This window comes from Streptomyces sp. NBC_00287, assembly GCF_036173105.1.
In the GTDB taxonomy this organism is placed as follows: Bacteria; Actinomycetota; Actinomycetes; order Streptomycetales; family Streptomycetaceae; genus Streptomyces.
Window position 1 is genome coordinate 4,660,200 of record NZ_CP108053.1, and the last position, 14,651, is coordinate 4,674,850.

The window sequence follows — 14,651 nt, forward strand, 5'->3', positions numbered from 1 at the left end:
CCTCAACTTTCAAAACGCCGGTCACGAAAGCGCCCCGTCAGGGGCGCGGGGAACTGCGCGACAAGCCACAACGAACCCGCAGCCGCACACGCACCCGAACCCCCGAGCTAGTGGGCGACCACCACCTCCGAGTCTGCCCGCTCGGCCCGACGCAACAACGCCGCCGCGACCAACCCCCCAAGCAACACAGCCAACGCCCCCACCAACTGACTGGTCTCAAGGCCGGAGGCAAACGCATCGGTGATCCGAGACTTCTCATCCTCAGACTCCGCCGAGGCCAACGCCGCAGGCAAACTGCTCGCCGCCACCGGAATCAACGCCGCGAACCGCGAGTTCAACACAGCCCCCAGCACAGCAACACCAAGCCCGTTCCCGAACTCCGCCAACGTGCCATTGATCCCGGCCCCAACCCCCGCCTTCTCCCGAGGAATCGCACTCATGATCGCGTGCGCCATCGCCGGATTGGCAATCGCACAACCCACCCCGATCAACACCAACCCGAGCAGCGTCCCCGCATAACCACCGGAGGTAACCGCTATGGAAACCAGCCCCGCCGACATCAACACCATCCCGAGCAGAATCGACATCGGTGTCCCCAACCTCGCCGTCCACTTCGCCGAAACGCCCGTGAAGTTCAGCGCCACGACCGTCAACGCCAGCGGAGCGGTCCGCAGGCCAGCCTCCAGGGCGCCGTAGCCGAGCACGAACTGGAGGTGCTGCGTGAGCAGGAACAGCGCGCCGCCCATGCCGAAGGTGATCAGGACCGCTCCGGCGACCGCGCCCGTGAACCGGCGGTCCCGGAAGAAGTGGAGGTCGAGCATGGGATACGGGATCCGGCTCTCCCAGTACCCGAAGACCGCGAGCACCACTACTGCCACCGCGCCCGTGGCCAGCACCCGGCCCGAGGTCCAGCCGTGCTCGGGGCCGGAGATGATCGCGTAGACCAGCGAGGCCATGCCGATCGTGGAGAGCAGTGCGCCGAGGAGGTCGGGGCGGTCCCCCTGAGGATTCTTGGACTCGGGGACCAGGGCGACGACGGCGATCAGGCCCAGCGCCGCGACGGGCAGGTTGATCAGGAAGATCGCGCCCCACCAGAAGTGGTTCAGCATGAAGCCGCCGATCAGGGGCCCGCAGGCGAACCCGAGTGCGTTGACCGCGCTCCAGATGCCGATCGCCTTCGGGTGCTCCTCCGGCGCGAAGATCTGCATCGCCACCGCGAGGGTCGTGGTCAGCAGCAGCGCCCCGCCGACGCCCATCCCGGCCCGCGCGGCGATCAACTGGCCCGTACTGTCGGCGAGTCCGGCGACGAGGGAGCCGATGCCGAACAGGGCCAGGCCGGTGATCAGCATCTTCTTGCGGCCGTAGCGGTCGGCGGCGCTGCCCGCCGTGAGCAGCAGACCGGACTGCACGAGCGAGTACGCGTTGATCATCCACTGGATGTCGGAGGTCGCCGCGTCCATCTCACGGGTGAGCGTGGGGATGGCCACGTTCAGGATCGTGTTGTCGAGCAGCACGGTGAGCTGGGCGAGACAGATGACCCCGAGGATCAGCCAGCGCTGGGGATGGCCCTGGGGACCTTGGGACGTGGACATGCTGTACACCGTATAACGACTCCCATACGGTGTACAGCACGCCCTCTTCGTAGCTCCGCTGCCGCTAGCTGCTCGCTTCCTGCGTCAGGTCGTAGAAGGTGGCCGAACCGACCGTGACCTCCTTGAAGTTGGCCTCGACCCACTCCGTGATCTGGGACGACGTACCGCTGTCGCTGCCACCCATGCCGCCGCCGGAGCCGCCGGAGATGAAGTAGTGGATCTTGCCGTCCGCCACGTACTCCTTGAACTCGGCGAGCGTCGGGGACGGGTCGGTGCCGTTGAAGCCGCCGATCGCCATCACGGGTTCGCCGGTGGAGAGCTGGTAGCTCGCGGCGTTCTGGGCGCCGATGGCCGCGGCGGCCCAGGTGTAGTCGCCGGCGTTCTCCGTCAGGAGTTCCTCGGCCTCGTCGGAGACCGTGGCGCCGTTGAGCAGACCGCCCATGCCGCCACCGCCGCCACCGGCCATACCGCCGTCACCGTTCTGCTGACCACCCTGCTGACCCTGCTGACCTGGCATGCCTCCGCCGGTCCCGCCGGTCGGGGGCTGGCCCATGCCACCGCCCTGCTGACCCTGCTGGCCCTGCTGGCCCGGCATGCCGCCACCCGGCATACCGCCGCCACCGCCGCCGCCCGGGCCGCCGCCACGGCCGCCCGACACCGACGGACCCGCGGTGACGATCGAGCCGGTGTGGCCTTCGTTCACCGTGGTGAGGGTGTACGCCGTGGGACCGGCCAGCGCCGCCGCCAGCCCCAACCCCACGACTCCCATGGCCAGTTGACGACCGAGCCTGCTCGCGAAGATCAGCCCGAGCGCGGCCACCAGACCGCCCACCAGCACCAGCCACTTCAGCCACGGCAGGTAGTCGGAGGACCGGTTGAGCAGGACGTAACCCCAGCCAGCCGTCGCCGTCATCGCGCCCGCGAGCGTCAGCGACGCCCAGGCCTTGTCCCGCTTCTCCCACAGCAGCGCCGAGCCCATGCCGATCAGGGGCGCGATGTAGGGGGCGAGGGCCACCGTGTAGTACTCGTGGAAGATGCCCTGCATATAGCTGAAGACCACCATCGTGATCAGCAGCGCGCCGCCCCAGACCAGGAACGAACCGCGGGTCACCGACGTGCGCTTCGCCTTGCGCGTCGCCACCAGGCCCGCGATCAGCAGGATCAGCGCGGCCGGGATCAGCCAGGAGATCTGGCCGCCGATGCTGGAGCTGAACAGCCGGTCCCAGCCGGTCTCGCCCCAGTTGCCGCCACCATTGCCGCCACCGCCGCCGCCACCACCGACACTGCCGGTCTCGTCACCGTTGAGCCGGCCGAGGCCGTTGTAGCCGAAGGTCAGTTCAAGGAAGGAGTTGTTCTGCGACCCGCCGATGTACGGGCGCGAGGACGCCGGCCACAGCTCTACGATCGCGACCCACCAGCCGCCCGAGACGACGATCGCGGCCAGGCCTGCCGCCAGCTGTCCGATCCGCTTCTTCACCGTCACCGGGGCGCAGACGCCGTAGACAAGGGCGAGCGGGGGCAGGATCAGGAAGGCCTGGAGGGTCTTGGCGAGGAAGGCGAAACCGATCGCTGCTCCGGCCCAGACCAGCCACTTCGTCCGGCCGTCCTCCAGGGCGCGGATGACGAAGTAGCAGGCCACGGCCATCAGCAGGGCCAGCATCGCGTCCGGGTTGTTGAACCGGAACATCAGCGCCGCGACGGGCGTCAGCGCGAGTACCGCGCCCGAGATCAGACCGGCGGCCGGGCTGAACCGGCGGCGGACGGCCGCGTAGACGACGGCGACGGTGCCGACGCCCATGAGCACCTCGGGGACGAGGATCGCCCAGGAGCTCAGGCCGAAGATCCGTACCGACAGGGCCATCGGCCACAGCGCGGCCGGGGGCTTGTCGACGGTGATGGCGTTGGCCGCGTCCAGCGAGCCGAAGAAGAGGGCCTTCCAGGACTGGCTGCCGGCCTGGACGGCCGCGGAGTAGAAGGAGTTGGCGTAGCCGGAGGCGCTCAGGTTGTAGAGGTAGAGGACGGCGGTGGCGAGCAGCAGGGCGAGGAAGGCCGGGCGCGCCCAGCGCGGGTCCTCGGGTCGGCCGCGCCACAGTCTGCGCAGGACCGGCTGCTTGGGTTCGCCGGCGTCAGGGGCCGCCGTGATCGGCTCCTGTACGGCCGTACTGGTGATGGTCATCGGGTATCCCCCGGGTCGGTGTCGGAGGGGCGCACCGGCTGAAGCCGCATGGTGGCGTCCCTCCAGGTGTGGTCCGCGGCGTCACCGGCGCGGAAGTGAGAGGTGGGGCGCTGCGGCAGCGGCGGCTGCTGGACGACGTACGTCGGAATCGGCGCCGTGACGACCGGCTCCTCGCGCCGGTCCGGGAACACCCACGCCCGGAAGAGCAGGAAGCGCAGTACGGTCGCCGCGAGGTTGGCGGCGATCAGGACCGCCAGTTCGGTGGAGTGGTCGGGGTCCGCGCTCGCCGCGCCCAGCGCGACCAGCGAACCGCTGGTCAGCGCGAGGCCGATGGCGAAGACGACCAGGCCCTGCGCCTGATGCCGGATCGCCCCGCCGCGGCCCCGCACCCCGAAGGTGAGGCGCCGGTTGGCGGCCGTGTTGGCGACGGCGGAGACCAGCAGGGCCAGCGCGTTGGCCACCTGCGAACCGGTGAACTGGCGGAAGCCGCTGTAGAGCAGCAGATAGAAGAGCGTGGACAGACCGCCGACCACACAGAAGCCGACGAGCTGGCGGGCCAGGCCCTTCGGTACGTCCTTGATCTCGCGGTCGCGCGGGTCGTCGCCGAAGGGACGGGCGAGGCGGTCCAGCGGAAGCGAACCGGTGGCCAGGGCCTTGCCCACCCGCCAGACGCCCTTCAGATCGTCGGTCGCCGTCTTGACGATGTGGACGGTGGAGTCCGGGTCGTCGACCCAGTCGACCGGCACCTCGTGGATCCGCAGCCCCGCGCGCTCGGCGACGACCAGCATCTCGGTGTCGAAGAACCAGCCGGTGTCCTCCACCAGCGGCAGCAGTACCTGGGCCACATCACGCCGGATCGCCTTGAACCCGCACTGGGCATCCGAGAAGCGGGCCTGCAGCGAACCGCGCAGGATGAGGTTGTACGAGCGGCTGATGAACTCCCGCTTGGGGCCGCGTACGACGCGGGAGGAGCGGGCGAGACGGGAGCCGATCGCCAGGTCGGAGTGGCCCGAGATCAGCGGGGCCACCAGCGGCAGCAGGGCGTTGAGGTCGGTGGACAGGTCCACGTCCATGTAGGCGAGGACGGGGGCGTCCGAGGCGGACCACACGGCGCGCAGGGCGCGACCGCGGCCCTTCTGCTCCAGGCGGAAGGCCCGGACCTCCGGAATCTTCGCCTCCAGCCGCTGGGACACCTGAGGGGTGGTGTCCGTGGACGCGTTGTCCGCGATCGTGATGCGGAACGCGTACGGGAAGGTGCGCTTGAGGTGCTCGTGCAGTCTCAGCACACACGGCTGGAGGTCCTTCTCCTCGTTGTAGACGGGGATCACTACGTCCAGGACAGGCGTACCGGCGTCTCCGGCCGGGAGGTGCTCCCGCGCCGGCAGGGTGCCGGGAGAAGAGTCGGTTCGCATGGAACCGACTCTTCTCAAGCGCCCTGTTGCACCCGTGTGGTGGCGCTGTGCTGTGCCTGTGAGTGCGATTGCCAATTCGTTTCGGGCGCGGGCTGCGCGGCGAGCGCGGGCAGATGGACCGTGAAGACGGTCCGCCCGGGGACGCTGTCGACGGTCACGGCACCGCCGTGCGCGGTCGCGACGGCCTGCACGATGGCGAGGCCGAGCCCTGTCGAGCCGGAGGCGCGGGAGCGTGAGGAGTCGCCGCGCGCGAACCGTTCGAAGACATGCGGCAGCAAATCGGCCGGGATGCCCTGGCCGTTGTCCTCGACGTCCACACACATCCAGGGGCCGCGCCGCTCGATGCGCGCGGTGATGGTCGTCCCGGGGGCGGTGTGCTTGCGGGCGTTGCCGAGCAGATTGACCAGTACCTGCTGGACGCGCGCCGCGTCCGCCGACACGAGGGCCGGTTCGTCGGGCAGGTCGAGCCGCCAGTTGTGGTCCATCCCGGCCGCGCGGGAGTCGCTGACGGTGTCCACGACCAGCGGGATGAGGTCGGTCTGCTCGAACTGCAGCGGCCGTCCTGCGTCCAGCCGGGCCAGCAGGAGGAGATCCTCGACGAGCAGCGTCATCCGGCCCGCCTCGGATTCGATACGGCCGAGGGCGTGCCGGGTGTCGGGTCCGATCTGTTCTCTGCCGCGTCTGGTCAGCTCGGCGTACCCGCGGATGGAGGCCAGCGGGGTCCTGAGCTCATGGCTGGCGTCGGCCACGAACTGCCGTACCCGCATCTCGCTCTGCTGCCGCGCGTGCAGGGCGCCGTGGACATGGTCCAGCATCCGGTTGAGCGCGGCGCCGACCTGGCCGACCTCGGTGTGCGGGTCGCATTCGGACTCCGGGACGCGCTCCTCGAGGTTCACCTCGCCGGTGTGAAGCGGGAGTTCGGAGACGCGGGTGGCGGTGGCGGCGACCCTGCGCAGGGGGCGGGTGGCGACACCGACGATGACGGTGCCGGCGAGGGAGGCGGCGATTAGGCCGGCGGCGGTGACGCTGACCTCGATGAGGATGAGGGTGTTGAGGGTGCTGTTGACGTCCTTGGTCGGGATGGCGACGTAGTAGCTGCCGTTGGTGCCGGTCTTGTACTCGACCCGGTACTCACCCAGGCTGCCGAGGTCCACGGTGTGCTTCTCACGGTCCTGGGGGACGGAGTTGAGCGCCTGGATCTGGGCCTCGGTGAGGTCCTTGGGCTCCAGCCCGCTGAAGTCGGTGCTGTTCTCGTCCTCCAGGCCGACCTTGGCCGCGGTGATGGAGCCATTCTGCACCTCGGCGATGACCGTGCCCTGCGGCTGGGGGCCGTGTGTGACGGCCTCGTCGATGCTGAAGGCGTTGGCCTTGTCGACCGCGTTGTCCTTGCTGGGATCACCGCCGGGGGGTCCCCCGAAACCGGCCGCGCGACCTGCGACTTCGGTCAGCCGCCCGTCGAGCTGGTCGTACAGATGCGACCGCAGCGCCAGCGTGGTTACCGTGCCGATCACCGCGCAGACCACGGCGATCAGCACCACGGATGCGACGACGAGCCGCGTCCGCAGGGTGCGCGGCTGACCCGCTCGCATCTTCTGCGGACGCGTCCGTCGTCGTCCGCTCATGACGCCGCGGGCTTGATCAGATAACCGGCGCCGCGCCGGGTGTGAATCATGGGCTCCCGCCCGGCGTCGATCTTCCGCCGCAGGTAGGAGATGTACAGCTCGACGACATTGGCCTGCCCGCCGAAGTCGTACGACCACACGCGGTCGAGGATCTGCGCCTTGCTGAGCACGCGCCGCGGGTTGCGCATCAGGAAGCGCAGCAGCTCGAACTCGGTGGCGGTGAGGTGGATGGAGTCACCGGCCCGCGAGACCTCGTGACTGTCCTCGTCGAGGGTGAGATCACCGACGACGAGCACGGAGTCCGAGCGGCGATCGGCGGCACCGGAACGACGGATGAGCCCGCGAAGCCGAGCGACGACCTCTTCGAGGGAGAACGGCTTGGTGACGTAGTCGTCACCGCCGGCGGTGAGCCCGGCGATACGGTCCTCAACGGCGTCCTTCGCGGTGAGGAAGAGGACGGGCACCTCGGGAAGCTCGCGCCGCAGCCGCCCGAGAACGGTCAGCCCGTCCATATCGGGCAGCATCATGTCGAGAACGACGGCGTCGGGCCGGAACTCCCGCGCGGTCTGGATGGCACCTGTGCCATCCCCCGCACTCCGGATCTGCCAGCCTTCGTATCGCAGAGCCATGGACAGCAGCTCGGTGATCGACAACTCGTCGTCCACCACAAGCACTCGGACGGGGCTCCCGTCCGGCCTCAGCAGTTCGGTGCGCCCCTGGGGCGAGGTCGTGGTCATGCTGAACACCTTGTCGGGGCCCTCTGAGAACACGCTTTCTACAAGCTGTGATTTTCCTGAGAAACGCACAGGAGGCTCTCAGGGAATGCCTGGGTGGGGGGTGGCATTCCGGTTCGGGGCGGGGGCTCGAAGCGGGTGTTCGAGGCGGGGGTTCGGGACGGGCGGCTTCCCGGCCGGACGCCGGTTCAGAACAGCCCGTCCTGGGTGGTGACGGCGGTTTTGAACGCCTTGATGGGGAGCGCCTGGTGCCCGTCGGCGGCCGCCACCAGCTCCCACCCTCTCATCAGCCGGGTGTCGAGTACGACGACTCCGGCGTCCGTCTCCAGATGCAGATCGGGTCCGGCGGCGGCGACGAGGCGCCCCCGGATGGCTCCGCCGGCCACGAGCTCGGCGACTTCTCCGACGGCGGGGGCCAGTCCCGCGAGCCCGAAGGCGTCGACGTGATCGACGGGACGGCAGGGCGCGGGGGTGAGGGACTCGGGCCAACCGGGGAGGGCGAGGGCCTGCGTATGCAACTGCTCGACCTCTGCGGCCCGCTCCTCAGGGGAGCTCGGCAGCGTGGACCGTACGGCCCGCTTGTCGCCGTACGGAATCCGATCCGGCACCCGGAGCGCGGCGCGCAACAGCTCCTCGGTGCGGCGGGCGGCCATGAGCGGCCCTGTGCCCAGCCAGCTCCAGCAGACGGCACCCTGCTCGAGCAGCCGCGCGGAGCCCCGCTCTTCGGCGGTGATACCGACCTTGATCATGCCGGGCCCGAACCACGCCAGATACACGCGGTACGGCCGGGGATCGTCGGCGATCGTGTCGGCGGCCACGGAGTGCGCACGGTCCAGCCGGGCGCATTCCTCGCACCGCGCGCCGGTACTGCGCCCCGACACAACAGCCCGCACCGGACAGCCATGCTCCCTGGCCCCCACACACGTCCGCACACCCCCTTCGGCGACCCCGAAGTCCACCCGTTTCCCCCAGGTCAACGCAGTACGCCGGCCACCGACCCACCCCAACACGGGCCCATCCGCCGACCACCGCAGCCCCGAGCACATCCATGCCTGTCCCATCGCCTTCGAGGGTAGGGGGAGGTACTGACAATGGCCCCGGCGGCGGCTGCTGTCCCGGTAATGTGCGAGAGGGCCCGAAGCCGCAACTTCTTCTTGCGACTTCGGGCCCTGCTGTTCCCTTCAGGTCGTCCTACGGCAGCACGTAGACCGGCGCCCCGTCCTCCGCACACCCGGCCTGCCGCACACAGCCCCGCTTGAGCAGCATGCGCACACAGTCGTGCACGCGGTCGAGCGTCAGCCCCGTGCGCTCGGCGACCTCCTCCAGCCGACACCGGGCCGGGCCCCGCACCAGCGCGGGAGCGAGGTAGGCGGCCACCGCGTGCACGTCGTCGGTGACGACGAGGTTCTTGGAGCGCCAGCGGGAGAGGAGCTCCTGGGGGGTGAGGGAGCGGGGACCGGCGGCTGGGGGACGGAGGCGTTCGGCGATGTGTCCAAGGTGGTCGGCGATGCGGTCCAGCAGGTCATTGGTGCGACGTGCTTCCGCGATCCGCTCCTCCTGCGCCACGGCGAGCATCTCGTCCGCCCGGATGGGTTCCGTTCCTCCAGCCGGACGATCGCGTCGGCGACTTCCTGCGGCATGACGTATGCCGTGCCACCGCTCGGCGCGGGCTGTACGGGGGCCGGTTCGAGGCTGTAGGAACCGTCGCGCTGGATGGTGGCGATGACTTCGGAGACCCATCGTTTGAAGGGTTGAGCCTCAGGTTTCGTGCAGCCGTTGACCAACTGAATCAGACCCTGCAGGTTCACGAGATTCATATTCCGACGCCATCCCTGACCTGCGGGAATGCTCGAAGTGTGCTTCTGAAGCACACTTTCAGCACAGTTGAAGTTGGTCGCATCGGCAAGGTTCCGTAGCGCGGATCCCACGTGGGCGTACCCCAGGTGCTTGCACACATCGACCGCCGGGAACCAGTACGTCCCGTCAGGCATCGTCAGCCTCCGCACACGCGCACCCGTCGCCGCGTACACGAAGTCACTGATCTCGATCGCATCCCGCTTCTCCACCGCCTGCTGCTCCGGCGGCACATTGTTCTGCTCGTACATCGAGCATCACCTCCACCACGGAAGCTAGGCATCTGTACACCCAACTCCTGTACGTGGACGGCACGTTCACTCGAAAGGTGACAGCCGTATCGATTCACCACCAGACACCGCCGCGACCTCGGGAATCACCTCCCGCCGACCCCGTCCCCGCCCGGCCAGCCGGCACCCGAGGCACCCCGAATGCCCCTCCCGCGCCAGGGAATCACGCACCCGCATCGGCCACTCCTCCCGCGGCCGCCGCCCCGACGGCTTCCCCCAGCCCGCGAGGTGCAGGGCCCAGGTGACCAGAAGACTCACGGCCCCGATGGCGAAGCCGAGGGCCAGCCAGGCGACCGACACCGTACAGACGCCGACCCCCAACGCCGCCGCCCCGACCGTCGCTATGCCGAAACCGGTCCACCCCGCGACCGTATGTCCGTGGTCATACTGATGTGCGCTCACGTGCCGCCTCCCAGTCGGTACGAGAATCTCTCACCTCGTAAGAAATTTAGCGCAGAAATCTCTTACTAGCTAAGGTAATCAGGAAGATGCAAGCCAAGCCGCGCCCCACCGCCACCCCCGCCCAGGCGCTGGACGCGATGGACTCCCTCATCGCGGCTCACCTGCTCGGCCAGCAGGAGATGGCCCAGCGGCTGGGCCTGAACATCACCGACCTGCTCTGTTTCGGCTGCGTGCTGAAGGCCGGCGAGAACCTGCTCACCGCGGGCGATCTCGCCGAGCACGCCCATGTCACCACCGGCGCGATGACCGGCATCCTCAACCGCCTCGAGCGCGCCGGCTTCATCACCCGCGTCCCCGATCCGACCGACCGCCGCCGGGTCCGCGTAGCCGCGGTGCCGACCGCCGTCGCCCGCGTGGAGAAGCTGTACGGGCCGTACTACGGCCGCCTGAACGCCCTGTTCGCCGCCTACTCCCCCGACGAGATCGCCGTACTGACCGACTGGTTCACCCGCACGACCGGCCTGGCCCAGCAGTACATCGACGAACTCCGCGACCACGACGGCTGAGGCGCCGCACCAAGTCAGCGCCGCCGCCCACGCCCCCGCTCCTCCTCGCGCTCGTCATACGCAAACCGGGCCCGATCCACCCGTTCCAGGTTGACCGACCACTCGGACAGCGCGGAGAACAGCGGGGCCAAGCTGCGCCCCAGTTCGCTGATCTCGTACTCCACGCGCGGGGGGACCTCGGGGTGGTAGGTGCGGATGACGAGGCCGTCGCGCTCCAGTTGACGCAGGCGTTGGGTCAGCACCTTCGGTGTGATCGTGGCGATTCGGCGCTCCAGTTCGACGAAGCGCTGCCGACCGAATTCGTGGAGGGCCCACAGGATCGGGGTGGTCCAGCGGCTGAAGACGATGTCGACGACCGGGGCGATGGGGCAGGCGTTCTCGGGCTCGACGGCTTTCGGTGTGCTCTCGATCACAGCGACCACTTCCCCCAATACTTTCCTCTAGGTACCTACTAGCTTCGCACAAGTACCGTTCCTGAACAGGAAGTTGACGACTCGGAACGGAGTACGACGATGATCGTGGTGACCGGAGCGACGGGCAATGTCGGACGGCCGCTGGTGCGGGCGCTGGTCGAGGCGGGGGAGCGGGTTACGGCGGTCTCGCGGCGGACCCCGGCGGGGGAGGCAGGGGCGGGCATCCGTCATCAGCAAGGCGATCTGGCCGACCCCGCGACACTGAAACCCGCCCTCGACGGCGCCTCCGCCCTCTTCCTGCTGACCTCCGGCGACTTCATCGGCTCCGGTGGCGACCTCGGCGCCGTCATGGAGGTCGTACGGGCCGCCGGGGTGGGGCGCGTGGTCCTGCTGTCCTCGCAGGGCGTCGGGACCGGGCATCTGCCCGCCATGCTGGAGGACGCCGTCAAGGCCTCGGGCGTGGAGTGGACGATGCTGCGCCCCAGCGGCTTCCACTCCAACGCCCTCCAGTGGGCCGAGCCGATCCGCGCACACCGTGAAGTCGCCGCCCCCTTCGGCGACGTGGCCCTGCCGACCGTCGACCCCGTCGACATCGCCCAAGCCGCCGCCGTAACCCTGCGCGAGCCGGGCCACGGCGGGAAGGTGTACGAGCTGACCGGACCCGAACCCGTCTCGCCCCGGCAGCAAACCGCCGCTATCCAGGCCGCGTTGGGCGAGCCCGTGCGGTTCATGGAGCTGACCCGGGCGGAGGCGCGGGCGCGGATGGTGGGGTTCATGCCCGAGCCGGTCGTGGAGACCACGCTCGACATGCTGGGCAATCCGCCCGAGGCGCTCACGCGAGTGAGGCCCGACGCCGAGCGTCTCCTCGGCCGCCGCCCGCACGACTTCGCGGACTGGGCGGCACGGAACGCGGAGGCGTTCAAGTAGGCCGGCCGGCGGCCCCACCTCCCTTGGTGGGGCTGGCACCACCCCCGATTCGGGAGCAGGCCACCTCGTCCGGGACGGCGGGCCGCGGGATCGTTGAACTCGGCTGGTCAAGACAGCCGATCAACGTCCAACGGCCCTCCCCCGGAAGGAAGTTCCATGACCTCGCCGCTCGCCTCCTTCGCCCGGTTCGTGGTGTGCGGTGGCGGCGTCGGGCTCGTTTCCGGCGCTACGGTGCCGCTGCTGGCGTACTCGATGCCATGGGCGCTGGCCAACGCGCTGATCACGGTGGCCTCCACCCTGCTCTGCACGGAGCTGCACGCCCTGTTCACCTTCGGCACCGGCAGCCGCCCCGGCCTGCGCCGGCACCTCCAGTCGGCGGGTTCGGCGGCGGTGGCCTACGCGGTGACGTCCGCCGCGATCCTGGTCCTGCACGCGCTGGAGCCCTCGCCCACGCTGCTGTGGGAGCAGACGGTCTACCTCACCGCCGCCGGACTCGTCGGCGTCGGCCGCTTCCTGGTGCTGCGGCTGTTCGTCTTCGCGGACGAGGGGACCCGACCGCGTCCGCGCAAGGTCGGTGTCCCCTTCCCGGTCCCGGCAGCCTGCTAGGGACTAGGAACCGTCCGCCCGGACCGCGTACACATACCGCTTGTTGACGTACTCGCTGACGTTCCAGATCACGGACTCGGTGTACGCCCATCCCGACGCGCCGCTGCTGTGGAAGCTGAGGTCCTCGCAGCCGATGGCCAGGTCGGCGACGGTGGTCGCGGTCGAGCCGCCGGAGGTGAAGGTGCGCAGGGCGCCCTTGGTGGTCTCGCCGACGCTGACCGAGAGGTAGTGCTTGGTGTTGCGGGAAACGACGCCCTGGATCTTCTTCTGGGCGACGGTGACGGCCTCGGTCGCGGTGGGCGAACCCGGGTGCCGGTCGGTGTAGTCGAGCGGCCAGCGGACCACATGGGGGGTCGTCTCGCCGGGCGGGACCGTGCCGCTGAAGGTGTGGCCGGGGTCGTTGTAGGAGACGACGCCGTCGAGGGAGTACTCGCTGATCACCAGGCTGTCGGGGCTGCTGGCACGGTCGAGCCCGATGGTCGAGTAGCGCAGATACGTTCCGGCATTGTCGTAGGCGTGGCTCTGCGAGAGGACGTACTGGTAGCCGTAGCCGTAGTACTTGCCGTCGGTGTGCAGACCGCAGATGTCCTTCTCGGCGGGGTCGACCGTGAAAAGGGTGTTGAGGTCGAAGATCCGCAGCCCCTTGTACGTGTCCACGACGTACAGCAGGTTCCCGTACCACATGATCCCGCCCGCGTGCTTGCGGACGGGGTTGAACGAGTACTCGCCCGTGCCGGTCCTGACCGGCTCGACCAGCAGCACATGCCGATACGTGGGCGCAGCGGGGTTGTTGTAGTCGACGAAGGTCAGCCGCATGCCCTTGTCGAGCGGGTACTCCAGCTCGGCGTCGTCATCGGTGTTGGTCTCGAAGTACCAGGAGACGAGGATGACTTTGTCGCTGCCGCCGGCCGGATAGAGGCCGTTGCCGAAGGCGTCGGCGCTGGTGGTGACGCCCTGGGGTATCCAGTACGCGACCTCCTGATCGGCGGTGTCCCAGGCGAAACCGGCCTGGAAGGCCTCGGCGGTGCTGGGGGCACCGGTAAGGACCTTGGCGCTGCGATTGGCGTCGGCTATGACCGCGCTCGCGTCGACCTTGGGCAACTTGACCGCCAACCCGGCCGCCAGCGCCGCGAATTCACCGTGGCTGTTGTAGGAGCGGCTGGTGATGGAGTACTGGCTCGCATCCACGGTCGCCGCGTGGGCGGGGGCGGCGGAGAGCAGATTCACGGCCGCACCTGCGAAGGGGGCGGCGGCCATGCCCCGGAGAATTGATCTTCTCGGAATGGTCATGGCGGGCAAACATAGGCGCACTCGAACAGACGGCACAAGCACGTATGTTCGGAGCCGGATCGCCCTGCCGCCTACTGCCGGGCCACGGCCAGCGAGTAGTCCACCTCGGTGGCGAAGTCCCCGGACCTGCCACGGATTTCGAGCGTGTGCTTGCCGGGCGGGAGGGCAGCCATCTGCACCCACAGCCCACACCCGGTGGCGGAAAAGGTCCCCGCCTCCCCGGTCACGGGGTTCCCCTCGGCACCGGTGACAGTGACCGTCTCACCGGAGTACCGATCCGCCTCGACGGCCTCACCATCCAGTACGACCGACCCCTCGGCCGTACGCATGAAGTCGACGCAGTCCGCCTCCGCGCCGATCCGATTCACCACCGGAAAGGCAATCGGCACCCCCGCGGGAACCGGACAGGACCGCTCGGCCTTCGTCCCGAAGGTGCCGGCGAGAAACCAGACGTCGTCAGCCTGATTGACCGCACAAGCGCTCCCGTCCTCGTCCGCTACGGGGTTCGTCTCCTCGGGCTCGGTGGCGGCCCAGGTCCACCAACGGCTCTGCAGATCACCGGAGGCAAGACGTGCGGCGTCGTCGGTGGCCGCACCCGACCCACACCCGGCGGCGAAAGCGACGACGAGCCCGGCGGCCGAGACGGACGCCGCCCCACGACCCCTCATCACACGCATGATCCCCCCACACACAAGATCAGAACCGCTGCCCGCCGACCATCACCAGAAACACCGAGGGCCCCGGATCTCTCCGGGGCCCTCGACTTA

14 protein-coding genes and 1 pseudogene are annotated in these 14,651 nt (G+C 69.2%); 3 read left to right on the forward strand and 12 right to left on the reverse strand.

Features of this window, described 5'->3' with window-relative positions; all coding sequences use genetic code 11:
• Positions 1-107 precede the first annotated feature (107 nt).
• From OHT76_RS21200 to OHT76_RS21240, 9 genes and pseudogenes are all read right to left on the reverse strand, one after another.
• On the reverse strand, positions 108-1,592 hold the full coding sequence (locus tag OHT76_RS21200; RefSeq protein WP_328872420.1) for an MFS transporter: 1,485 nt from the start codon (positions 1,590-1,592) through the stop codon (positions 108-110).
• A gap of 64 nt (positions 1,593-1,656) precedes the next feature.
• Entirely contained in the window at positions 1,657-3,768 is a 2,112-nt protein-coding gene (locus tag OHT76_RS21205) for a glycosyltransferase family 39 protein (RefSeq protein ID WP_328872421.1), read from the reverse strand.
• Positions 3,765-5,180, reverse strand: a complete 1,416-nt coding sequence (locus OHT76_RS21210) for a bifunctional glycosyltransferase family 2/GtrA family protein (RefSeq protein WP_328872422.1) — start codon at positions 5,178-5,180, stop codon at positions 3,765-3,767. The genes OHT76_RS21205 and OHT76_RS21210 overlap by 4 nt, the downstream gene beginning before the upstream one ends.
• Before the next feature lie 14 nt (positions 5,181-5,194).
• Complete coding sequence (locus tag OHT76_RS21215; protein WP_328872423.1) at positions 5,195-6,802, reverse strand: sensor histidine kinase; 1,608 nt, start codon at positions 6,800-6,802, stop codon at positions 5,195-5,197.
• The gene (locus OHT76_RS21220; RefSeq protein ID WP_328872424.1) at positions 6,799-7,539 is read right to left on the reverse strand and encodes a response regulator transcription factor; all 741 of its coding nucleotides are present in this window, start codon (positions 7,537-7,539) and stop codon (positions 6,799-6,801) included. Before OHT76_RS21220 ends, OHT76_RS21215 begins: the two co-directional genes overlap by 4 nt.
• A gap of 185 nt (positions 7,540-7,724) precedes the next feature.
• Positions 7,725-8,597: a DUF2797 domain-containing protein gene (locus tag OHT76_RS21225; RefSeq protein ID WP_328872425.1), complete on the reverse strand. Its 873-nt coding sequence runs from the start codon at positions 8,595-8,597 to the stop codon at positions 7,725-7,727.
• 130 nt (positions 8,598-8,727) lie between these two features.
• Complete coding sequence (locus OHT76_RS21230; RefSeq protein WP_328876772.1) at positions 8,728-9,102, reverse strand: hypothetical protein; 375 nt, start codon at positions 9,100-9,102, stop codon at positions 8,728-8,730.
• Positions 9,103-9,320: 218 nt separating this feature from the next.
• A pseudogene (locus OHT76_RS21235) lies at positions 9,321-9,641 on the reverse strand (BRO-N domain-containing protein); the annotation flags it as partial.
• A gap of 66 nt (positions 9,642-9,707) precedes the next feature.
• On the reverse strand, positions 9,708-10,082 hold the full coding sequence (locus OHT76_RS21240) for an HGxxPAAW family protein (RefSeq protein ID WP_328872426.1): 375 nt from the start codon (positions 10,080-10,082) through the stop codon (positions 9,708-9,710).
• Positions 10,083-10,168: 86 nt separating this feature from the next.
• On the opposite strand from OHT76_RS21240, the gene OHT76_RS21245 reads away from it, so the two are divergent.
• Complete coding sequence (locus OHT76_RS21245) at positions 10,169-10,648, forward strand: MarR family winged helix-turn-helix transcriptional regulator (protein ID WP_328872427.1); 480 nt, start codon at positions 10,169-10,171, stop codon at positions 10,646-10,648.
• 14 nt (positions 10,649-10,662) lie between these two features.
• On the opposite strand, the gene OHT76_RS21250 is transcribed toward OHT76_RS21245, so the two are convergent.
• Positions 10,663-11,061, reverse strand: coding sequence for a winged helix-turn-helix transcriptional regulator (locus OHT76_RS21250; protein ID WP_328872428.1), 399 nt, complete (start codon positions 11,059-11,061; stop codon positions 10,663-10,665).
• Positions 11,062-11,160: 99 nt separating this feature from the next.
• Between OHT76_RS21250 and OHT76_RS21255 the strand changes: the two genes are divergently transcribed.
• Together OHT76_RS21255 and OHT76_RS21260 are read left to right on the forward strand one after the other, a co-directional pair.
• Entirely contained in the window at positions 11,161-11,988 is an 828-nt protein-coding gene (locus OHT76_RS21255) for an NAD(P)H-binding protein (RefSeq protein WP_328872429.1), read from the forward strand.
• A 156-nt stretch (positions 11,989-12,144) separates the two neighbouring features.
• The gene (locus OHT76_RS21260) at positions 12,145-12,594 is read left to right on the forward strand and encodes a GtrA family protein (protein ID WP_328872430.1); all 450 of its coding nucleotides are present in this window, start codon (positions 12,145-12,147) and stop codon (positions 12,592-12,594) included.
• 3 nt (positions 12,595-12,597) lie between these two features.
• On the opposite strand, the gene OHT76_RS21265 is transcribed toward OHT76_RS21260, so the two are convergent.
• Both OHT76_RS21265 and OHT76_RS21270 read right to left on the reverse strand, forming a co-directional pair.
• The gene (locus tag OHT76_RS21265; RefSeq protein WP_328872431.1) at positions 12,598-13,851 is read right to left on the reverse strand and encodes a hypothetical protein; all 1,254 of its coding nucleotides are present in this window, start codon (positions 13,849-13,851) and stop codon (positions 12,598-12,600) included.
• A gap of 104 nt (positions 13,852-13,955) precedes the next feature.
• Positions 13,956-14,552, reverse strand: coding sequence for a signal protein (locus OHT76_RS21270; protein WP_328872432.1), 597 nt, complete (start codon positions 14,550-14,552; stop codon positions 13,956-13,958).
• Between the last annotated feature and the right edge of the window lie 99 nt (positions 14,553-14,651).